Source organism: Sphingomonas pituitosa NBRC 102491 (assembly GCF_001598435.1).
GTDB lineage: Bacteria > Pseudomonadota > Alphaproteobacteria > Sphingomonadales > Sphingomonadaceae > Sphingomonas > Sphingomonas pituitosa.
Genome location: NZ_BCYY01000009.1, coordinates 1 through 21,390 on the forward strand (window position 1 = coordinate 1; position 21,390 = coordinate 21,390).

Below are 21,390 nucleotides of genomic sequence, written 5' to 3' on the forward strand. Positions count from 1 at the left end.
CCCCACACACATACCAAACCGCTTCAGGAACGCCTGAGGCGGTTTTTTTGTGCCTGTCTTCCGCGGCGTCTCGGTTTGCTTCTGGGGGTATTCCCCGGGCTACTCTCCACAACCCCCAGCGGATGCAGTACCGCTTCGACGGCAAGGAGACGCTGATGGCCCTCGCCCGCTATCCCGACCTCAGCCTGTGGAGCCGCAACTGCCGGCGATAGACGAATAGCTGCCAGTCATCGCAGCCGATTGGAAAAAAGCTTTCGACCAGAACGCATCCTTAGCTGCACCGCCATTGCAAGGCTGCTTGTCTCGTAACCTGCTTGTGTTCGAGCAGTAGGTCAGAACAGTCCCCTACCATTTCCGCCGGTGGGCGCCGTCAACACCGCGCAAGACGGACATTCTGTTCCTTTTGCGACCGACGCGCCTCAGTCGGGACTGGTGACGGGCAGGTCGAACGGCATCGCCGGGAGGTCGTCGACGCTGTAAAGGTTGACGTAGGGCGCGTCCGACCAGGCATAGCGGACATGCGTCACGTCCTCGGCGCCAGCGCCTGGCAGAACGACACGCGATCTGTCGACGCTGCCAGGAACGAAGCGGCATCCAGTCTTGCCGCATGCCTCGAAGCCGATGGCGCTGCCAGCGCTGTATGTCTGCAGCCCGGCATCTGCGTAGCGAAAGTGCACGACGAGATCGCCCATTTCGCGCGTGACGCGGATCGCCTCGGGCCCGCTTGGCGCGACCGCGTCGCCATATACGATCGCCCGTGCAGCCCGCGCCAGCCGCTCCCCGACCAGCCGCTTCTGGGTCGGGTGGATGTCGAATCGGTCTCCCAGGTCGAGGGTAACGGCGAGCCCGGCATGGTCGTCGCTGCCGACCGCATCGGCCTGCGCTTTCCGCAATACGGCCCAGTCGGAATCCTGCGGCTTCGCAGACGGCGGGCCATAGGATGCCAGCTGCGCCACCAGGATCGGCAGCTGTGGCTGCCTCATGTGCCCTCGCCAGTCCTTGAACAGCAGCGAAAGGAGTTCGCCATACTCAGGTGCCTCGCCGACGTTCGATTCGCCCTGATACCAAGCACCCAGCTTGAAGCCGTAGCGGGCGATCGGCGCGATCATCGCATTGTACAGTGTCGAAAGGCTGGTCGGCACTTCCCAGGGCGGGATCGGCGGCTTCCTGTCCTTGAGTGGCGCGGCGAGCTGGTACGACCAGGGTCCGCCCAGCGGCACCGCCGATCCATCACGCAGCTTGAGCAGATGGTTCGCCTCCGCGCCCGTCGGCCCGCTGCCGCCCAGAACGCGGATTGCGATCACGTTGCGTCCGGCGTGCAGCGCCCCCGCCGGCACCGCATAGTCGCGCCAGAACCAATTGATGTTGTTCGAGCCCGTCCAGCGCCCGTTGATCCATACCGTGTCGCTGCTGTCGATCGGCCCCAGCTGCAGCCGATCGACCGCGGCGGCCTGCGCCTCGGTTAGCGTGACCATCTTGCGCAGCCACACAACTCCGTCGAACCCGGCAAGCGCAGGAATGCCCGCATCGCGCCAGCTGCCGCCGAGCGTCAGGGTTGGCCAGCGGCTGTCGTCGAACGCCGTGCTCGACCAACGCTGCGTGACCGACCAGCGCGGATCGTTGGCACGCCACCAGCGCTCGGTGCGCGCTTCTTCCAGCTTGCGAGCGGCCGCGGGGTCACTGGCGAGTGCGGCCAGCGAGCGCAGGCTCTCGGTATATTTTGGCAGCGTGCCCAGGCTTTCCGAGCTGATCCAGCTCTGGATCGTGGTGCCGCCCCAGTCGGAATCGATGAAACCCACCGGGATCTTCAGCTGCTGCTGCAGCGCGCGCGCCATGTAGAAGCACACTGCCGACGCCTCGCCCGCGCTGTCGCCGTCGATCACCCGCCAGCGCAGCGGCTGGGCGAGATCCTCGAGCGCGGCAGGCGCGCTGGCCTTTTCGACATGCGCGAAGCGGAGCATCGGCTGGGCCGCATGGGCAAGGCCTCCCCAGGCGCCGGTCGACAGCCGCGCGGGAAACTCCATGTTCGACTGGCCGCCGCACAGATAGACGTCGCCGAGCATCAGGTCGGAAAGCTGCTGCGTCCTGGCACCTGCGCGTACGGTGAGGGGGAAGGGGCCCCCGGCGGGCCGCGCCGGCAGCCGCAACTCCCAGCGGCCTTTGGTATCGGCCGTGGCCGAGCCGCTGTCGCTCCCCAGCGTCGCGGTCACCGTCTCGCCGGCGGGCGCATGGCCCCACAGCAGGATCGGGCGATCGCGCTGCAGCACCGCATGATCGGAGAACACCGTCGCAAGCAGCGGTGCGTCCTGCGCGGCGGCAGGCAGCGGCGCGCCGGCCAGGCAGAGTCCGAAGAGCCAGGGATGTTTCATGCGGTCCTCGCGGGGCGTTACTTGAACGGGGGCAGTTCGTCTTTGGTCAGATAGCGTGTCGAGGCGTAATAGGCCTTGAGCTGCTCGGGCGTGTTCTGCGACGGGTCGGTCAGCCAGCGCGTGTGCCAGGTCATGAAATACAGCCAGTCCGCGCTGGGGCCCAGCGTCATCGGATCGGGAATCGGGCCGTTCTCGTGCAGGCAGATCGGTACGCTGTCGCCGACGATGGCCTTCACCTGCGCATACATCGGCGCGAGATTGCCGTGATCCTCGACATAGAGGTCGGCGCCGGCGATATCGACCATGTCGCGCCCCGGCCAATAGGCGGGATCGACCTTCTGGCCTGCCCAGCCGAGCACCCAGATCAGGTTGTCGAGCCGGTAGCGATCGACATATTCGCGGTACATCAGCCGCCACAGCGCCTTGAATGCGTCGGGCCCGTGCTTGCCCCACCAGAACCAGTCGCCGCTGAATTCGTGGAACGGGCGCCACAGCACCGGCACACCGGCATCGCGCAGCACGGTGAGCAGCTTGGCCGTATGCGCCATCTGCGCCATCATTGCGGTGTTCTGCGGCGTGCCCGGAACCAGCGCCTTAGCGACGTCGAAATCCTTCTTCGCATTCTCGTAGCCGGTGCCGATGTCGGGTGCCCCCCAGTGCCAGCAGATCGTGACGATCCCGCCCGAGCGGTGCCAGGCGGTGGCGCGGGCGTTCACCCCGGCCTCGTCGTGGGGCTCGATATAGTCGAAGCCGACCAGCGCCGGCTGCTTGCCGGTGACGCGCTGGATATAGTCGAGCTCGGTGCGGGGGCCGGCGGGCGAGAAATTCTGCTCCTGCTGCCCGGTGAGCGTGCGACGACCGTAGATCGACCAGAGAGTGGCGTAGAGCGCCCGCGCTCGCGCGGAGGCACGCGGATTGCTGAGCACGCCGCGCGCCGGCAGGCCGGCGGCCCGTCCCAGCGCCGGGAGGAACGCGGCTGCGGTGCCGGCAGCGAGCGCGGCGCGGCGGGTGAGGCGGGTCATGGCTTCAGCGCCAGCATGACGACGCCGTGCGGCGCCACGGTCGCGGCGATGCTGCCGCGACGCTTGCCGAGGTCGCGATGCGCCCAGAGGTCGCGTACCGCGAAGGTCACGCTGGCGGGCACCTCGAGCATCGCCCAGTCGGCGCGGATCTCGGCGGGCGCTTCGGCGCGGTTGAACAGCACCAGCGCGCGGCCGCCGCCGGCCAGCGGCTTGGCCCAGACCTCGCGGTCGCCGTCCTTCCACACGCGCCGCCCCTGCACGCCCAGCGCATCCTGGTCGACCGCGATCACCTCGCGATTGGTCAGGATCTCGTGGGTGGCGGGCGTCATGTTCGGCACGTCGTTGCCGGCAATCAGCGGCGCGGCCATGATCGCCCATAGCGAGAAATGGCTGCGATATTCCACGTCGGTCATGCCGCCATTGCCGACCTCGAGCATGTCGGGATCGTTCCAGTGGCCGGGGCCGGCATGGGGCCAGAGCGGCGCGTTCATGTCGACGATATTGGTCAGGCCCCAGCTATAGCCGTGCTTGCCGGACCATTTGTCGGTGATGTCGCCCGAGGTGCGCCACGAATTGCCGATCTTCCGCGCCCACAGCCAGGGCTGGTTGTTGCCCCACTCGCACATCGAGAACAGGATCGGCCGGCCCGTTGCCTTCAGCGCATCGGCCATGGTGGCATAGGCCTCCTCGGCGTTGCGGGTGCCGGTGGAGCACCAGTCATACTTCAGATAGTCGACGCCCCAGCGCGCATATTGCAGCGCGTCCTGATACTCATGGCCCTGGCTGCCCGGGCGGCCGCCGCAGGTCTTGGTGCCGGCATCCGAATAGATGCCGAACTTGAGGCCCCTGGCATGGACATAATCGGCCAGCGCCTTGATGCCCGAGGGGAAGCGCGTGGCGTCGGCCTGGATGAAACCATCGGCATCGCGGGTGCCCTGCCAGCAATCGTCGATCACGACATAGCGGTAGCCGGCATCGCGCATGCCGCTGGCGACCAGCGCATCAGCGGTGTCGCGGATCAGCTTCTCGCTGACGTTGCAGGCAAAGCGGTTCCAGCTGTTCCAGCCCATCTGCGGGGTCTGGGCAAGGCCGTTCGCCGTGCGTGCCGGATCCTGCGAGGGCGGCATCCGGTTCGGATCGGGGGCGTCCTGCGCGGCGGCGGGCAGGGACGAGGCGAGCAGGGCGGCGGTGGCGAGGCCAGCCAGCAGCGGGGATCGGCGCATGGACGGCACCTCCGGAGAAACGGATCTAGGGAATGCTAGGCGGATGGCGTGCCGCCGACAAGAAAAAGGGCCCGGCGCAGTGCTGCCCCGGGCCCTTTCCGGATCACATCGTCAGGCGAACGCTGATCGTGTACTGGCGATCGCTCTTGAAGTAGTTGCGCGGCGCTTCCAGGCCGTTCTTGTTGAGCAGATAGGTCGTCTTCGTCGTCGTATCGAGGAGGTTGGCCGCCTCGAGGCCGATCTTGAAGGTCTTGGTGACCGTGTAGAACAGCGACGCGTCGAGCTGGCCCGCCGCCTGCGCATAGACCGGCAGGAACGGGAAGCAGCAGTCGCGGTTGCTCAGCAGATACTTGGACCGCCAGCTATAGGCCGCACGGGCATAGAAGCCGCCAAGGTCGTAGAAGGCGGCGACGTTGACATTGTGCTTCGACAGCCCGGCCAGCGGCAGATTGTCGTACAGGCCGGTCACGTCCATCACCGGCCGGTTGCCGTCGGCGGGCGTGTTGGCCGGCGGCGTGTTCGGCAGGCTGTTGGTCGAGACATAGGTGTAGCTCGCCTGCAGGCCCAGCCCACGCAGCGGTCCCGGCAGGAAGTCATAGGTCTGCTGGTACGAAAGCTCGGCACCCTTTACGCGGCCCGTACCTGCCGAATTGACCGGGCCGTTGCCGGTGACGGTGTAGGTCTGGCCGTTGTTGGTAAAGGTGCGGGTGAACGGCGAATTGTCGAGGATGATGTTGTCGAGCGTCTTGTAGAAGGCCGTGACGGTCAGCTGGCCGACGCGCGCGAAATACCATTCGGCGGTGAGATCGAACTGCTTCGATTCGATCGGCCGCAGATAGGGGTTCCGCCCTTGGAGCGAGAAGCCGAACAGGCCGGCACGGTTGCCGCCCGCCGGGGCGATGCCGATGAAGTTGCGCAGATCGCCGAAGTTCGGACGCGAGATCGCCTTCGACGCTGCGAAGCGCATCAGGAATTTCTGCGTCAGATCGAGCCGTACGTTGAGCGACGGCAGCCAATGATCGAACTTCTGCTTCGCCACGTCCGTAACCGATGCGTTGTTGGCGAACGCATAGGCGTTCAGCGCGTCCTGCAGCGGGATGGTGCAGAGCGGCGGCGTGGGGTTGAACTGGCCCGGATTGGCCGCGACATAGGTGCAGTATTGCGGGATGGTCTGCCAACGCGACGGGCGCGGCGTTCCATCGTTGTTCACGCCGGCAGGATCCGGCTGGAACACTGTGGCCGGGTTCGGGAAGGTCACGCCGCCATAGGCCTGGTCTTCGGTGTGCACCCAGCGCAGCCCGACATTGCCGCTCAGCTTGGTCGCCCCGCCGAAGGGCGCATCGACGCCAAAATCGGCGCGGACATAGGCGGCGTAGGTCTTCTCGCTGTTCCGGTAGATCTCGTTGTCGCGGAAATAGCCGTCGACCAGCGGCCCGCCGTTGACGTTGGTGCGATCCTGCAGCGGCACATAGCTGCCGACATTGCCGCCCAGCTTCACCGCGTTGCGGACATATTGCATCAGCTTGGCGTCATCGGTGAGGATGTCGCTGGGAATATAGGCGGCGCTCGGCGGCTGGGTGACATTGCCGCGCAGAAAATTGTCAAAGGTCAGCACGGACGTGGGGCCCGCCTGCGCGATCGAGACGGCGCCTGCCGGATAGGCCCAGTTGGCCGAAACCGATCCCCAGTTGTTGTAATCGTTGGTGCGCGCCACCTGCGAGCGATCCGAGTAGCGGCCGCCGACGCGCAGCTTGCGCAGGAACGACGTGTCGCTCACGTCATATTCGGCATCGGCCTGGAACGCCCATTCATGGCCGTCATTCTTGGCGCGATTGACGCTGGCGTTGTTGATCCAGATGCTGTTGCCGCTGCTGAAATAGTTCGCGGTGTTGAACCCGGGGGTCACGAACTTGATGTCCGGAATGTCGTTCGAGCGGTCGATCTGGATCTGCCCGTACGAATTGCCGTCCACCGTCGCATCGTAGTTGTCGGTCTTCGACGCGACATATTGCCCGTCGAAGTTGAAGCGCAGCCGATCGGTCGGGCGCCACTTCACGTTGAAGGCGAAGTCCTGGGTGATCGAGCGGGTGACGAAATTGCGGTTCGTCAGGTTCAGCACATAGCCGTTGTCGACGAACTGCGGCAGCGCGTTGGCATAGGTCGGCGCACCGGCGGCGTTGAGATACCAGCCGCCCGGCGAAATCGCGCGGCCGAAGGTGCCGGTCTTGGCCAGGCCGTTGCTGTCATAGGTGGGCGCGGTGGTGCCGAACGGCATCACGGTGGTGATGTCGCCATACCAGTTGGCGCCTTCGATCGTGTGGTCGACCCAGGCTTCGCGGCTGTCGGCGCGCAGATACTGCGCGGTCACCAGCAGCGAGCGGTCGGCATTCTCGAACTGCGTCGCGGCGGAAACGCCGATGCGCTCGCGATTGAAGTGCTGGTCGCGGAACCCCGGCCCAAGCGGCGAGTAGACCTGGGTCTGGCCCGCCGGCACCGGATAGGTGTCGAACAGCGTGGTCGCGTAGCTCGTGCCGGCGTTGATCGTGCGGCCTTCGCCCGGATCCTGCACGCCGTTGCCGTTCTTGTCGTCGTTCTGGCGCGGCAGCCAGCCCGAGAAATAGATCGACTGGCTCTGCGAGCGGATCTGCGAATAGGTGCCGCCGAGCAGCACGCCGATGCGGCTGCCGCCGGGCGTGGTGAACTGCTTGGAAACGAGGCCGACCACCGCCGGTGCGCCGCGCTTCTCCATGTCGCCGATGTTCATCGCCGCGGAGAAATAGGCGAGGTCCTTGGTGCTGTCGAAAGGCTTGCGGGCATTGATGCTCACCGTGCCCGCAATGCCGCCCTCGATCATGTCGGCGGTGAGGTTCTTGTAGACCTCGATCGAGCCGACAAGTTCGGACGGCACGTCGCTGAAGCCGATCTCACGGCCGCCGCCCACCGCGAAGGTGTCGCGGCCGTTGAATTCGCTCTTCACATAGTTGAGGCCGCGGACGACCACGCCCGAGCCCTGGACCGAGAAGTGCTGCGAGTCGCTGGGCGAGGCGAAGCGGCTGATCGCGACGCCGGGTACGCGCTGCAGCGCCTCGTTCACCGAGCGGTCGGGGAGAGCGCCGATATCCTCGGCGGTGATCGCGTCGACAACGGTGTCGGAATTGCGCTTGATGTTCTGCGCGCTGCGCAGGCTGGCCCGGATGCCGGTGACAACGATGTCATCGCCGGTTGCCTGGGCATCGGATGTGTCGGTCTGTCCGGCTGCCGTTCCTGTGGCATCCTGCGCGGATGCCTGGATCGGGGCCAGCGTCAGCGCGATCAGCGATGCGGTTCCGGCGAGCGAGAAAATCGTGGTGCGCGACAGGCGTGAGCGTGCGTAGATCATAGTCCTCTCCGATGGTCCGCTCTGGTTCGATAGGGTCGACGCACTGCGTCGGCGCTTCCAAGACGGCTCGCTGCCTTGTTGCAAAGCGTCACACGACTCCGCAATACAAAAACGTATTTGATTGATTTAATAGAAGCCCACACAAGCGGTGAAATGACGCAATTTCGGCCGGGTGTTGCGGAAATATCATAGGAGGGGCGCCAATGGGCCAGCGGGCAAAGCGCCGAGTCGTGATTGTCGGAGGCGGCACGGCGGGGTGGATGACAGCAGCGGCGCTGGTGGATGCGCTCAACCCACGGATTTCCGTGCAACTGATCGAGTCACCCGAGATTGGCATCGTCGGCGTGGGCGAGGCGACCTTCCCGCATCTTCGGCTCTTCCTCCGCCGGCTGGGCATCGACGAGGCGGCATTCATGGCTGCGACCCATGCCACCTTTAAGCTGGGCATCGTCTTCAACGATTTCGGGGCGTTGGGCGAAGAATATATGCACGGTTTCGCTGGCTTCGGCGAAGCCGTGGCGGGAGTGCCCTTCTACCATTACTGGCTGCGCATGCACCGCCATGCGAATGGTGCGGCAATCGGCGACTATTCGATTGCGGTGGCTGCGGCCCGGGCGCGCCGCTTCCACCCGCCCTGCGCCGAATTGGGGGGAGAAGCCGCATTCAGCTACGCCTATCAGTTCGACGCCACCCGCTTCGCCCCTTTCCTGCGCGATTTCGCCTGTGCGCGCGGTGTCGATCGGGTCGAGGCGACGGTACGGCGGGTGGAACGCGATGCCGATAGCGGCGACGTGGTGGCGCTGGAACTGGGCGATGGGCGGCGTATCGAGGGAGATCTGTTCGTCGACTGTTCGGGGTTTCGCAGCCTGTTGCTGGGCGAGACGCTGGAAGAGGGCTGGGAAAGCTGGAGCGATTGGCTGCCCTGCGATCGCGCCGTGGCGATGCCATGCGGCCGGCCAGCGGGCGAGATTGAGCCGTTCACCCGAGCGATCGGCATGCCCTCCGGCTGGCGCTGGCGCATTCCGCTGCAGCACCGGCTGGGCAATGGCTATGTGTTCAGCAGCGCCCATGTCAGCGAAGACGAGGCGACCGCACAACTCGCGGCGGTGTTGGAAGGCGAACCGCTGGCCGATCCGCGAATCCTGAAGTTCCGGCCCGGCCGGCGTATGCGAGCCTGGTCGCACAACGTCATCGGTATCGGCCTTGCTGCGGGCTTCCTCGAGCCGATGGAATCGACCAGCATCTATCTAGTGCAGGTCGCGATCGACTGGTTGCTCGAGCTGTTCCCGATCGATGCGGTGGACCCGCAGGATCGCGCGACGTTCAACGAGCTGATCGATTTCGAATATGCCCGCATCCGCGACTTCCTGATCCTGCATTACCACGCCACACGGCGTGACGATTCCCCGTTCTGGAATCGGATGCGCACAATGGAGATACCGGAAAGCCTCGCCGATCGACTGGCGCTGTGGCGGCAGGCGGCGCGAATACCCTTCTACGGGCGCGGCCCGTTTCTCGAACCGAGCTGGGTTTCTGTGCTGCTGGGGCAGGGCATTCGCCCGGAGGTCTGGGATGCCCGTGCGCAATTGCCGGATGCCGAGAAGCTCCGCGGCGCGATGTTGCATCTGAAGGGCGACATCGATCGTCGCGTCTACACCATGCCGGGTCATTCGCGGTTCCTCCAGAACCTGCTCGGCCAGGAGGACCGTGTTGGCTGAACCTTCCTTTGTCGAGCGCATCGCCGTTGTCGGCGGCGGCACGGTCGCCTTGCTGGCTGCGCTCGCACTCGCCCGTGCGCTGCCGCGCAGCACGGTGATGCACGTGCCGTCGGCAGTGCCTGATGAAGCGATGGCCGATCACGCCGTTTCGGGCGAAGACGCGCTGCAGGCATTGCACCGGCGCCTTGGGATCGCTGAGCAGCTCCTCCTTGCGCGTGCCGGCGCGAGCCACTGGTTGGCTACCTGTTATCGCGGATTTGGCGCGCGGCCGGAGTTCCTGGTGGGGCACGGCGCCGCGCCCCGCGACGAAGCGGGCGGGTTCGCCGCCGAACCGTCGCTTGCCGCCTTGCTCGCGGCGGAGGAGCGCTTCCTGGCCGCCGAGCAGGACGGCGGCGACGCCGTCGATCCACTGCTGCGATTTGCCCCGGATGCGTATCGCGAGGGGCTTGCGATACTGGCGGGACAGGCGGGGGTGCGGCGGACGCCGTACGCCGCCGGACCGGCGGCCTACGGTGGGGTCGCACTCGTGGACGGAACCGTTCTCCACGCGGATCTGCTGATCGATGCCACCGGGTGCGGTTGGCTGCGTGACGCACAGGGGCCGGCGGCGTGGGTCAATTGGCATGGTCACGATCAGCTCGTCTGGGGCGCCCGGCTGTCGGTGCCGGCGGCGGCGCTGCCCAGCTTGTGCGATACGATCACCGCCTGTGATTCCGGCTATCTGGTGGCACAGCCAGGACGGCACGCCATGTTCTGGACCGCGCTATGGGCCGGGAGCGATGCCGAAGCGCCGATGCTTAGGTCCCTCGCGGCGGCCAGCGGTGCGGCGCCGGGCGCTCCTTTTCGGATACGGCCCGGGCGGCGCACCACACCCTGGCAGGGCAAGGTGCTGGCGATCGGCGATTCCGCCGCCCGTTTCGCCCCCCTCGGCAGCGGGAACCTGCACCTGGCGGCTGCCCAGATCTCGCTGCTACTGGAGCTGCTGCCCAGCGGCACCGCGCCCTTTGCGGAGGCCGGCGAGTATAATCGGCGTGCGTCACTCCTGATCGACGATGCCCATGATTTCGTTCGGTGCCAGCAAGGTGGGGCAGGTTCTGCGGCGCTCGCCCAGCGCATCGATCAGTTCCGTCGACGCGGCTGGGTACCTGCGCTCTCCGAAGGGCTGATCGCGGTCGATCGCTGGTCGCAGCTTCTGATGGGCCTTGGGCACGGCCCGGGCGTGCTGCCGCGCGCGCGGGCGATACCGCAGGAGACCTTGGAGGGGATGGCGCGTCAACGCCACCAGCAGCGAAGCGCGCAGCTGGAGCTCGCGCGACCATATGCGGAGTGGATAGCCGCCCGACACAGCCGAAAAGCAGGCGGCGATCCCCATCCGCGCCCGCTGTAGACGGAGATCTTGCACGTTAGCCGTGCCTCCCAGCCAATCGTCTGCATCTAATGTAAAAACGGATAGCGGAAGGTCGCGGCGCGCACCTGATCGTCGGATTCGGCAGTGATGTCGAGGTTCAAGCTTTCGGGGCAGACTGTGCTGGTGATCTGCGAAGAGCAGGTTGGCGATGTCGCATATTGGGCTGTGGGCAGCCGAGTTGATTTGGGTGATCTGAACTCGAATTGCTCAACAGTGCAGCACTCATATTTACGGAAAAATTCAATATTCTAGAAACGCCATGTAAAAACATCATATGAACATTGCCAGATAGGCATTCATTTGCGGGCCTGTGCCGTAGGGTGCTCTCGATTTCCCGTATCCAGCGTCCTGGGTTCGATCGTCACAGCGTCCGGATTTGCGATCAGGTCGCGGATCGCTGCTGTATCCCCCTGATTTACGACGCCATACACGCGGGTCGAAGCGGCGCGTGAATCGCTCAGCACCACGCGATCGCGGGAATAACGGTTCACTTCCGCAATGACGTCGGCGAGTGGCTCGCCTTGAAACACCAGCCGCCCGCGGGTCCATGCAGTCGCGTTCTCGGGCGCGACATCGGGGACCTGGCGGATAAAGCCGGTGCTGCCGCTGGCATTGTCCGTGACGCCGAACGATAGCCGCTCGCCCTTGCGCGCTATTTTCTCGATCGGCTCGGCCACGCCCAATTGGCCGCGTTGAGGCAGGGCGACGCGAATGATGCCTTCGACGACGCTCACGCGCGCTTCCTGCCGTCCCAGGCTCACGTCGAACACCGTGCCCACGGCGACGACATTGCCGTGTTGCGTCTGAACAATGAAAGGCCGCGCCTTGTCATGCGCGACCTTGAACAGCGCCTCGCCGGCCGTCAGCCGCAAGTGGCGCGTACCGGGAGTGTAGGCGACTTCCAGCCGGCTGTCTGCGGCCAGCGTGACCACCGATCCGTCACCCAGTTCCACATGGCGGCGCTCGGCATGGCCCGTGGCCACCACTCGCGATGATTCCACCACGGGCGTGGGGCGGGTCAGCCATAGCGTGGCGCCTGGCAGTGCCAGTGCGGCGATCGCCGCCGCAACTGCGGCCGCGCGCCACTGCCGCACCGGACGGCGGCGCAACTCCGCGGGGCCCGGGCGTTCGAATTCGCCCAGCCAGCCCCAGAATGCCGCGGCTTCGGCCTCGTCGGCAGGGTGGAGGCCGGACCCTCTCCCTTCGAGAAATGCCTCGAACACCGCCGGTGCGCGCTTGCCCAGATCAGGATCGCTCATGCGCCGCGCTCCATCAGATGCGCCAGGCGGTCGTAGAGATGGGCCACCGCATGCGTCAGGTGCTTCTGCACCATGCGGGGCGAGATTCCCAGTTCGCGCGCGATCTCGCCGGTGCCGCGTTCGTCGAAACGGCGCATCACGAACACTTCGCGGCAGCGAGGGGAGAGTTCGTCCAGTGCCCGTTCCAGTGCAGCCTGAAGATCGGCGACGCGGCGGCGATCCTCTTGCGCCGCGCGCACCGGCGGGTCGATCTCCGCGGTCACCGGGACCATGGGCAGCATCCGCCGATGCCGGTCGGCGATCAGGTTTGCGGCGATCCGGAAGAGATAGGCCTGGGGTTCATCCACCGTGCGTTCGCGTGCGCTGGCGAGCAGTCTGGCACAGGCTTCCTGGACCAGATCGTCGACCTCGGCCGGATCGGCGATGCGGCGGGCGACGAAGGCGCGCAGCGCCGCGCGATAGGCATCGAACCCCTCTTCCTGCGTCCTGGACGACATGCGCATTTCCGGTCGTTCGGCAGCCGACAAGCCTGTTTCCCCCATCGGACGCGATGCCCGCATTTTCCCTGTCATGACGCGCCTTTGGCGCAAAGGCGAACCGTGCCGCGGTGCAACACCTCAAATTAATTCGCGGAGGCAGGTTCGCGTGTCGTGCTGCGCGGCGTCATGAAATTGAAATGCCGGGCAATCGGCATGGGCACAGGGGGTCACTATATGAACACACGCGGGTTGCTTCTCGTCACCGTTGCGGCCTTTGTCGCGGTTCCCGCTGCAGCGCAGGCCAATGGACCCGCGCGCCACGAACTGCATTTGCCGGGCGGGCGGCTCGACGCGGTGTTGCTACAGGTTGCGCAGCAGACGGGGCTGCAACTGGTGTTCACCGATCCCGCGATCAGCCGCGTGACCGCGCCGCGGCTGGACGGGCGCTACACGGCGCGCGCCGCGCTGGAGCTGTTGCTGGCCAACAGCCGCTATACCTACCGCTTCACCGGGCCCAACAGCGTCCGCGTGGTGCTGCGCGACGCGGCCCCGGCGATGCGCCCGGTCGCGCTGTACCAGGAGACCTCCGTAGCGGCGCCCGGCGGTGACCAGCAGGCGGCAGCACAGACCGCCGGTGCAGAGCAGGCAGCGAACGGCGATGCGCCAGCGGAAGACATCGTCGTCGTCGGATCGCAGATCCGGGGCAGCAAGGTGACGGCGGCACTGCCGGTGACCGTGGTGGACGAGGCGCAGATCGGCGCGACCGGCGCCACATCGGGCGACGAACTGTTCCGCTCGATCCCGCAGCTCGGCGATGTCAGTTTCAACAGCTCGTACCTGCCCAACAGTTCGAACGCGGCGCGCGGCGACGTGGGGTCGATCAACCTGCGCAATCTGGGCGTCGGCAACACGCTGGTGCTGCTGAACGGTCGCCGCGTGGTCAATCACCCGACCAGCCGGGCGGACGACAATCTGGTGCCGGTGATGACGGTGAACACCAATGCCCTCCCGGTCTTTGGCCTCGAGCGGCTGGAAGTGCTGCGCGACGGCGCTGCCGCCATTTATGGATCGGATGCGGTGGCGGGCGTGGTGAACACCGTGCTCAAGACCGATTTCACCGGCGTCGAGCTGGAAGGCCAGGTCGGCTGGGCCGAGGATTCGCAGCTGTTCGAGACCAATACCCACCTGCTCGTCGGCCATAATTTCGGCAGCCGCGGCAACCTCACGCTCTTCGCCAGCCACGACAAGCGCGACGGCGTGCTCGCCAGCGACTTCGATTACACGCGTTCGGCGGACAAGCGCCCGCTGTTCGCCGGCACGCGCTTCGATGGCGCGACGGCGCTCGACGGGCGCGCGACGATCACGCCCTGGGGATCGTTCCAGACGCTGAACAACGTCGTGGTGCGCCAGGGTTCGACGGGGATCACCAACAGCTCGGGCCAGTTCCACCTGCAACCCACCAGCTTTATCGGCTGTCCGGCCGGCGGCGCGGGCGTGCGCGGCAGCAACTGCATCGCCACCGGCACCAGCGCCACCGCCGGCATCCGCGAGCTGCGGTTCGATGCGCCCGTTGCGTTCAACACCAACGTGACGCCCAATATCCGCCGCATCAACCTGTTCGCGAACGGGCATTACGAACTGACCGACGGGCTCGAGCTGTTCGGGGAGGCGGGCTATTATAACGGCAAGAGCAACAGCGTGCAGGCATCGACCGGCACGCTCTCGTCCGGCCCGCTGACGATCGCGGCCAATGCCTATTACAACCCGTTCGGTCCGACCGGCAGCGCCAACCGCCAGCCCAATATCAACGCGCCCGCTGCCGGGCTGCCGGTGGTGCTGTCGAGCTATAACTTCGCCGATGTCGGCCCGAACCGCGTCGACGTCCTCAATACGCAGTACCGTCTGCTGGGCGGGGTCCGCTTCGGCGTGCTGGGCTTCGACTGGGAAAGCGCCGCGCTGTATTCGGAAGCGCGGGTGCGCGACACCTCCGACGGAATCAGCCAGACGCTGCTCCAGCGCCAGATCAACCTGACCACGGCGGATGCCTATAATCCCTTCAACGGCAGCGGCCTGAACCCGCCCAGCGGTGCGGATGCGACGCCCAGCAATGCCGCCGCCCTTGCCGCCATTCGGATCAAGACCACGCGCATCAGCCAATCGACGCTGGCGATGTGGGACCTGAAGGGGTCGACGACTCGCCTGATCACCCTGCCGGGCGGTGATGTCGGCATGGCGATCGGTGGCGAAGTGCGCCGGGAAACGCAGCGCGATGATCGCGATCCGCGCGTCGACGGCACCATCCAGTTCACCGATTCGATCACCGGCGCGGTCAACGGTTCCGACCTGGTGGGCACCAGCCCATCGCCGGACACGCAGGGCCGCCGCACGGTCGCTGCCGCCTATGTCGAGCTGGCGGTTCCGGTAATCTCGCCCGAAATGCGCATTCCGCTGGTGCGCAATCTGGAGCTCCAGCTGGCCGGGCGGTTCGAGCATTATTCGGACGTGGGATCGGTCGCCAAGCCGAAGATCGCCGGTGCGTGGGACATCGTCAGCGGGATTCGCCTGCGCGGCTCCTATGCCGAAGGGTTCAAGGCGCCGAACCTGGAGCAGATCAACGCCACCATGGTCACGCGATCGAACACGCGCACCGACTATGTCCGTTGCGAGGCACAGCTGCGCACGGGCGCGATTTCCAGCTTCGCCAATTGCTCGCAAAGCTTCGCCACCACGGCACGGCGCTCGGGCAACCCCAACCTGAAGCCCGAAGAGTCCAAGAACTGGACCGTAGGCATCGTGCTGGAGCCGCATTTCCTGGATTCGAGCATCGGGCGGATCACGCTCACTGCCGATTACTGGCATGTCGACCAGACCGGGATCGTCGGCCTGTTCGGCGAAGGAAATGCGCTCATCAACGATTACCTGCAGCGCGTGCAGGGCTCGAGCGACGCCAATGTCGTCCGCGCCGCGCCGACGGCGGAGGACGTTGCGCTGTTCGCCGGTTCGGGCATCGCGCCGGTCGGGCGTGTGCTGTACGTCAACGACAAATATGTGAACCTGTTGCCGCAGGAAGCCGCGGGCATCGATCTGGGCGTAAACTGGCGGCTGCCCGACTTCGGGATCGGCCGGATCACGCTGAACGCCAATGCGGCGTATCTGGACAAGTTCTTCCTCCAGCCTTCGCCGCCGATCCAGGAGCTGATCTCCGCCCGCGCGGCCGGCACGATCAATGCGGGTACGACCATCGCCGATGCGGGCGACCTGGTGCGGCAGAACGGCAAGCCGCGGTGGAAGGCCACCGGATCCGTCACCTGGGAAAAGGGAATGTTCCAGCTGGGCGCCTTTACCCAGTATACCAGCGATGTGGAGGATACCGGGCTGCTCGACAGCGCCGGCGCCGCGTGGCTCGTGGAAGACCAGATGACGATCAATCTGTATGGTCAGGTGACGATCGGCAACCGCGACGAGGGGCGGTACCGACTGCGCATCGGCGTGCGAAACCTGACGAACGAGGCGCCGCCGCTCAGTTCGAACGGATATCTCGGCTCGCTCTACAATCCCTATGCGCGCTATTGGTACGCCAACATGCGGGTGAGCTTCTGATGCGGGTGGGCTTCTGGCTTGCGCTGGCGTCGCTTTCGGCGCCGGCCCTCGCAATCGCGCAGGAGACGCCTGAAGCGGCGTCGCCCCAGCGGGGCACCGGCGGCGACATCGTCGCCTATGACCAGATCCACAAGCCCGTGATCGGACGCGAGGGGATGGTCGTCAGCCAGAATGCGATCGCGGCGCGGGTGGGTGCCGCGATCCTCCGCAAGGGCGGCAATGCCGTGGACGCGGCGATCGCCACGGCGTTCGCGCTTGCCGTCACGCTGCCGCGCGCGGGCAATATCGGCGGCGGCGGCTATATGCTGATCCACATGGCCGCACAGGGCGGCAAGCCGGCGCAGACGATCGCGATCGACTATTACGGCCAGGCATCGCGCAACACGACGCCCGATCTGTTGCTGGGGGCGAACGGCAAGTTCGACGCGGCCAAGGGCTATTCGATGAAGGGGGTGGCGATCCCCGGCACCGTCGCCGGGCTGTGGGAGGCGCATCGTCGCTTCGGATCGCTGCCCTGGGGTACGCTGATCGCGCCGGCGATCGCGATGGCGCAGGGCGGCGTGCTCCTGTCCGATGACGAGGCACAGGCCAATGCCGACCAGAAAAAGGCGATGGCCGATGATGCAGCGGCGCTGCGGGTGTTCTTCAAGCCCGATGGCAGCGCCTATGCGGCGGGGGAACGCTGGAAGCAGCCGGAACTGGCCCAGTCGCTCAAGATCATCGCCGCCAGGGGCCGTGACGGTTTCTACACCGGCCCGATCGCGCAGAAGATCGCGGCGGGGATGAAGGCGGGCGGGGGCGTGATCGACGAGAAGGATCTCGCCGACTACCAGCCCATCGTGTCGCAGCCGATCTGGTCCAGCTATCGCGGGATGCCGATCGCCTATATGCCGCCGACCGCGTCGGGGGTGAGCGTTGCCGAGGCGATGAACATCCTGGAGCGATTCCCGGTGCGCGAGCAGCGTTGGGGCAGCGTCGCCAACCTGCACCTCCTGGCCGAGACGCTGAAGATCGTTTCCGCCGATCGCCGGCTGATCGGTGGCGGCCCCGACTGGCAGACCCCGGCGACGGGGCTGGCGAGCAAGGCCTATGCCGCCGAACGTGCAAAGCTGATCCGCGTCGATGCGTCGCTCGACGCGAAGTCGCTGCCGGACGGAAATCCCTATCCCTATGAAAGCAAGGACACGACGCATTTCTCGGTGGTGGATGCCGCCGGCAATGCGGTCAGCAACACCTATACGCTGTCCGCCTCCTACGGCGCGCATGTCGTCGCGCCCGGGACGGGCATCCTGCTGAACAACTCGCTCGGCAATCTCGCCTGGGGGCGGCGCGGCGCGGACAGCAAGGCCACGCAGCCGGTGCCGGGCAAGCGCGTGGGATCGACGATCACGCCGATGATCGTGTTCAGGAACGACCGTCCGTGGCTGGTCACCGGCACGCCCGGCGGCGGCTATATCATCGCGACGATGGTCCAGATGCTGTCCAATGTGATCGATCACCGGCTGAACGTGGCCGAAGCGGCGGAGCGGCCGCGGATAAACCAGTCGGGTGGGGACGCGACACTCGAGTTGGAAGAGGGGTTTTCGCCCGATATCGTGCCGCTGCTGGAAGGCAGGGGGCACAAGGTGAAGCCGTCGAACACCATGGGATCGGTCCAGTCGATCATGGTCGAGGGGGACCGCTTCCTGGGCGCGGCGGACACCCGCCGTCCGGATGCTGCCGCTGTCGGCGTGAAATAGGGAGGATGCACGGAATGGCTTTCAAAACCGGGTTGCTGCTGGCGACCGCCCTTTTCCCGATGTCGGCCTTCGCGCAGGTGGTGCCCGAGGCGCAGCGCAGCGCGATCGTCGCAGGCATCGACAAACGTAGCCCGGAACTGGCGGCCACCGCGCAGACGATCTGGGGCTGGTCCGAAGTCGGGTATCAGGAAAACCGCTCTTCGGCCCTGTTGCAGACACAGCTGAAAAAGGCGGGCTTCACGGTCGAGGCCGGCGTGGCGGGAATGCCCACGGCGTTCGTCGCCCGCTTCAAGCAGGGCGAGGGGCCGGTGATCGGCATCCTCGCGGAATATGACGCGCTGCCCGGGCTCGCCCAGACGACGGACCCGACCAAGACCGGAATCGCGGGCAAGGCCGCGGGACATGGTTGCGGCCACAACCTGTTCGGCGCGGCCAGCGTCGCGTCGGCGATCGCCATTCGCGAGTGGATGATCGCCAACAAGGTCCAGGGCGAACTGCGCGTCTATGGCTCCCCCGCCGAGGAAGGTGGATCGGGCAAGGTCTATCTGGTGCGGGCCGGGCTGTTCGACGACGTATCTGCGGTGCTCCACTGGCACCCCGGTGACAGCAACGGCGTATCGACGGGCCGGAGCATGGCCAATATCTCGGGCAAGTTCCGCTTCCACGGCGTCAGCGCCCACGCCGCCGCATCGCCTGAAAAGGGCCGATCCGCGCTCGACGGCGTCGAGGTGATGGACGTGGCGGTCAACTTCCTGCGCGAACATGTCCCGTCCTCCACGCGCATCCACTACGTCATCACGTCGGCCGGCGAGGCACCCAATGTGGTGCCCGATTTCGCCGAGAGCTATTATTATGTCCGCAATGTCGATCCGGCGATCGTGAAGAGCGTGTGGGAGCGCGTAACCAAGGCGGCAGAAGGCGCGGCGATAGCCACGGGGACCACCACCGATCATGAAATCACCGGTGGCGTCTATTCGATGCTGGCCAGCGAGACGCTGGCGCGGGTCATGACGCGCAACCTGGAAGGGGTGGGGGGCGAGCAATGGTCACCGGAAGAAACCGCCTGGGCAACCACGCTTCAGAAGAGCCTGCCGACACAGAAGCCGCTGGCCTCGGTACAGGCCGTCGACGGCCGTGAGCGGGGCCCCGATGGCGGCGGATCGACCGACGTGTCGGACATCAGCTGGACGGTGCCGACGATCGGCCTGAACACGGCGACCTGGGTGCCCGGCACCCCGGCGCACAGCTGGCAGGCCGTCGCCGCGTCGGGCACCTCGATCGGCACCAAGGGCGCCGTGGTCGCCGCCAAGACGATGGCGCTCACTGCCGCCGACCTGTTCCTGAGCCCGCAGACGCTGGCCGAGGCAAAGGCGGAACTGCTCAAGGCGCGCGGTGCCGACTTCCGGTACGAGGCCCTTCTCGGCAACCGCAAGCCCGCGCTGGAGTATCGCAAGCCGACGCCCGCCTGGGAGGGCAAGACGCGATAAAACAAGGATGGCCGTGCCAAGGCCGCGTGGCCCGCCACTTTCGCTGCGTGGCGTGGCCCTGCCTTGGTCAGCCTGGCCGAGCGGCCCATATGGCCGGACCTGCCCCTACAGGCACTCATCCCACGCGATCATCGGCAGGTACTTCGGCCATTGGCGTGCCCAGAACGGCGCCACCGCGTGGTCGTGCAGACAGGCAGTGTCCTCCTGCCAAGCCTTGACCCGCCCACAGGTCGGCAATCAATGCCCTCGAAAGGGCCCCGCTCGCAAATTTCGCCCATCTGCAAGCCCGCTGATCAGGCTTGCTCCAACCCGCTCAAAAAAGGCGCGATCGGCCGGTGCCTGCGCCCCGTCCCATTCGGGGTGCCATTGCACGGCCAGCACGTCGGCGCCGCACGGACGAGCGGAGATCGCCTCGACCAGACCGTCCTCGGGCGAGAGCGCCTCGATGGCCAGGCCGCCGCCCAGTCGATCGATGCCTTCGCGGTGAACCGAGTTGACGCTGATCCGGGCATTCTCGGCGAGCCCACCCAGCAATCCTCCCGGGGTCAGCGTAACATCGTGGCGCTGGTCGAACAGGGCTTCGAACGGCATGTCACCGGTGCGATGATGTTCTTCGCCGAGGTCACGGCGCAGGGAACCGCCGAACAGCACGTTGATCTCCTGGAGCCCGCGGCAGATGCCGAATACCGGTCGGCTGCTTTCGATCATCCGCTCGGCCAGCGCGAGGGCGACGCGATCGCGCTGGGGGTCGACATGCGACTCGGGCACCGCGTGCCCGCCATAATGGTGCGGCTCGACGTCCGACCGTGAGCCGGTGAGCAGCAGCCCGTCCAGGCGCCCGGTGAGCGCCGCCACGTCGGCGACCTCCACCAGGGCAGGCACCAGCAGCACCGTCGCCCCCGAGATCCGCGACAGCGGCTCGATGAAGCGGCTGGCCACCGCCTGGATCGGCCGGTCCGCCACTTCGTTGCAGCAGAGGACGCCGATCACCGGCCGCTGGGCAGCCGGCGCGGGATCGCGGCGGACGAAGCGGGCCATGGGCTCAGTCCGCCACTTCGGGCTGGGGTACGGTGCGCAGATAGGGGGTGTGTTCGGTCCAGCCGGCGGGGAACAGCGCCTTGGCCGCTTCGGTGTCCGGCGACGGCAGGATGATCACGTCGTCGCCCTGGCGCCAGTCGGCCGGGGTCGCAACCTTGTGCGCGTCGGTCAGCTGGAGGCTGTCGATCGTGCGCAGCAGCTCGTCGAAATTGCGGCCGGTCGAGGCCGGATAGGTGAGGGTGAGTCGCACGCGCTTGGCCGGATCGACTACGAACACGCTGCGCACGGTGTTGGTGTCCGAGGCATTGGGATGGATCAGGTCGAGCAGCGTCGCGACCCGGCGATCCACATCGGCGATCAACGGGAAGTTGAGCGCCGTTCCTTGCGTCCGCGCGATGTCACCGGCCCAGGCGAGGTGCTGGGCGACCGCGTCGACCGACAGGCCGATCGCCTTGACGCCCCGCTTGTCGAACTCCGGCTTGAGCCTGGCGACCGCGCCCAGCTCGGTGGTGCAGACCGGCGTGAAATCCTTGGGGTGCGAGAACAGCACGACCCAGCTGTCGCCTGCCCAGTCGTAGAAGTTGAGCGGGCCCTGCGTCGATTCCTGGGTGAAGTCGGGGAAGGTGTCGAGAATCTTGAGCGACATGGGAATCCTCCTGTGGCCGACGA

At 66.4% G+C, this 21,390-nt stretch carries 14 protein-coding genes; 6 read left to right on the plus strand and 8 right to left on the minus strand.

The genetic code is table 11. The features are described from left to right. Positions 1–122: 122 nt before the first annotated feature. Positions 123–212, plus strand: coding sequence for an Arm DNA-binding domain-containing protein (locus SPI01S_RS22870; RefSeq protein ID WP_218017591.1), 90 nt, complete (start codon positions 123–125; stop codon positions 210–212). A 207-nt stretch (positions 213–419) separates the two neighbouring features. Here SPI01S_RS22870 and SPI01S_RS09385 read toward each other — a convergent pair whose 3' ends face one another. The 4 genes from SPI01S_RS09385 to SPI01S_RS09400 form a co-directional block, all read right to left on the minus strand. After that, entirely contained in the window at positions 420–2,369 is a 1,950-nt protein-coding gene (locus tag SPI01S_RS09385; RefSeq protein WP_066721517.1) for a sialate O-acetylesterase, read from the minus strand. Positions 2,370–2,386: 17 nt separating this feature from the next. After that, a complete protein-coding gene (locus SPI01S_RS09390) occupies positions 2,387–3,391 on the minus strand; it encodes a glycosyl hydrolase (protein WP_084253353.1) in 1,005 nt (334 codons plus the stop codon). Beyond that, positions 3,388–4,614: a glycoside hydrolase family 27 protein gene (locus tag SPI01S_RS09395; protein ID WP_066721519.1), complete on the minus strand. Its 1,227-nt coding sequence runs from the start codon at positions 4,612–4,614 to the stop codon at positions 3,388–3,390. Before SPI01S_RS09395 ends, SPI01S_RS09390 begins: the two co-directional genes overlap by 4 nt. A 103-nt stretch (positions 4,615–4,717) precedes the next feature. Next, positions 4,718–7,993, minus strand: coding sequence for a TonB-dependent receptor (locus SPI01S_RS09400; RefSeq protein ID WP_066721521.1), 3,276 nt, complete (start codon positions 7,991–7,993; stop codon positions 4,718–4,720). Between the two features lie 203 nt (positions 7,994–8,196). Between SPI01S_RS09400 and SPI01S_RS09405 the strand changes: the two genes are divergently transcribed. Together SPI01S_RS09405 and SPI01S_RS09410 are read left to right on the plus strand one after the other, a co-directional pair. Continuing rightward, entirely contained in the window at positions 8,197–9,711 is a 1,515-nt protein-coding gene (locus tag SPI01S_RS09405; protein ID WP_066721526.1) for a tryptophan halogenase family protein, read from the plus strand. Next, positions 9,704–11,098, plus strand: a complete 1,395-nt coding sequence (locus SPI01S_RS09410) for a tryptophan 7-halogenase (protein WP_066721531.1) — start codon at positions 9,704–9,706, stop codon at positions 11,096–11,098. Before SPI01S_RS09405 ends, SPI01S_RS09410 begins: the two co-directional genes overlap by 8 nt. A gap of 317 nt (positions 11,099–11,415) precedes the next feature. Here the strand turns inward: SPI01S_RS09410 and SPI01S_RS09415 are convergent, their stop codons facing one another. Beyond that, positions 11,416–12,378 carry a FecR family protein gene (locus SPI01S_RS09415; RefSeq protein ID WP_084253355.1) on the minus strand — a complete coding sequence of 321 codons (963 nt, stop codon included), beginning with the start codon at positions 12,376–12,378 and terminating at the stop codon, positions 11,416–11,418. Continuing rightward, on the minus strand, positions 12,375–12,875 hold the full coding sequence (locus SPI01S_RS09420; protein ID WP_066721748.1) for an RNA polymerase sigma factor: 501 nt from the start codon (positions 12,873–12,875) through the stop codon (positions 12,375–12,377). Before SPI01S_RS09420 ends, SPI01S_RS09415 begins: the two co-directional genes overlap by 4 nt. Positions 12,876–13,091: 216 nt before the next feature. On the opposite strand from SPI01S_RS09420, the gene SPI01S_RS09425 reads away from it, so the two are divergent. From SPI01S_RS09425 to SPI01S_RS09435, 3 genes are read left to right on the plus strand one after another with little or no spacing between them, the layout of a single operon-like run. Further along, positions 13,092–16,457 (plus strand): TonB-dependent receptor domain-containing protein, encoded by a 3,366-nt coding sequence (locus tag SPI01S_RS09425; protein WP_084253357.1) that lies wholly within the window; start codon positions 13,092–13,094, stop codon positions 16,455–16,457. After that, positions 16,457–18,196: a gamma-glutamyltransferase gene (gene ggt, locus SPI01S_RS09430; protein WP_066721533.1), complete on the plus strand. Its 1,740-nt coding sequence runs from the start codon at positions 16,457–16,459 to the stop codon at positions 18,194–18,196. Before SPI01S_RS09425 ends, ggt begins: the two co-directional genes overlap by 1 nt. 14 nt (positions 18,197–18,210) lie before the next feature. Further along, the gene (locus SPI01S_RS09435; RefSeq protein ID WP_373278314.1) at positions 18,211–19,683 is read left to right on the plus strand and encodes an amidohydrolase; all 1,473 of its coding nucleotides are present in this window, start codon (positions 18,211–18,213) and stop codon (positions 19,681–19,683) included. A 237-nt stretch (positions 19,684–19,920) separates the two neighbouring features. Here SPI01S_RS09435 and SPI01S_RS09440 read toward each other — a convergent pair whose 3' ends face one another. Then, the gene (locus SPI01S_RS09440; RefSeq protein WP_066721537.1) at positions 19,921–20,721 is read right to left on the minus strand and encodes a gamma-glutamyl-gamma-aminobutyrate hydrolase family protein; all 801 of its coding nucleotides are present in this window, start codon (positions 20,719–20,721) and stop codon (positions 19,921–19,923) included. 4 nt (positions 20,722–20,725) lie between these two features. Continuing rightward, positions 20,726–21,367, minus strand: a complete 642-nt coding sequence (locus SPI01S_RS09445) for a peroxiredoxin (protein ID WP_066721539.1) — start codon at positions 21,365–21,367, stop codon at positions 20,726–20,728. Positions 21,368–21,390: the final 23 nt, after the last annotated feature.

Excerpts from the sequence above, each read along its gene's own strand:
- SPI01S_RS22870 (WP_218017591.1), top strand. The coding sequence starts at position 123 with ATGCAGTACCGCTTCGACGGCAAGGAGACGCTGATGGCCCTCGCCCGC.
- SPI01S_RS09385 (WP_066721517.1), bottom strand. The coding sequence starts at position 2,369 with ATGAAACATCCCTGGCTCTTCGGACTCTGCCTGGCCGGCGCGCCGCTG.
- SPI01S_RS09390 (WP_084253353.1), bottom strand. The coding sequence starts at position 3,391 with ATGACCCGCCTCACCCGCCGCGCCGCGCTCGCTGCCGGCACCGCAGCC.
- SPI01S_RS09395 (WP_066721519.1), bottom strand. The coding sequence starts at position 4,614 with ATGCGCCGATCCCCGCTGCTGGCTGGCCTCGCCACCGCCGCCCTGCTC.
- SPI01S_RS09400 (WP_066721521.1), bottom strand. The coding sequence starts at position 7,993 with ATGATCTACGCACGCTCACGCCTGTCGCGCACCACGATTTTCTCGCTC.
- SPI01S_RS09405 (WP_066721526.1), top strand. The coding sequence starts at position 8,197 with ATGGGCCAGCGGGCAAAGCGCCGAGTCGTGATTGTCGGAGGCGGCACG.
- SPI01S_RS09415 (WP_084253355.1), bottom strand. The coding sequence starts at position 12,378 with ATGAGCGATCCTGATCTGGGCAAGCGCGCACCGGCGGTGTTCGAGGCA.
- SPI01S_RS09420 (WP_066721748.1), bottom strand. The coding sequence starts at position 12,875 with ATGTCGTCCAGGACGCAGGAAGAGGGGTTCGATGCCTATCGCGCGGCG.
- SPI01S_RS09425 (WP_084253357.1), top strand. The coding sequence starts at position 13,092 with ATGAACACACGCGGGTTGCTTCTCGTCACCGTTGCGGCCTTTGTCGCG.
- ggt (WP_066721533.1), top strand. The coding sequence starts at position 16,457 with ATGCGGGTGGGCTTCTGGCTTGCGCTGGCGTCGCTTTCGGCGCCGGCC.
- SPI01S_RS09435 (WP_373278314.1), top strand. The coding sequence starts at position 18,211 with ATGGCTTTCAAAACCGGGTTGCTGCTGGCGACCGCCCTTTTCCCGATG.
- SPI01S_RS09440 (WP_066721537.1), bottom strand. The coding sequence starts at position 20,721 with ATGGCCCGCTTCGTCCGCCGCGATCCCGCGCCGGCTGCCCAGCGGCCG.
- SPI01S_RS09445 (WP_066721539.1), bottom strand. The coding sequence starts at position 21,367 with ATGTCGCTCAAGATTCTCGACACCTTCCCCGACTTCACCCAGGAATCG.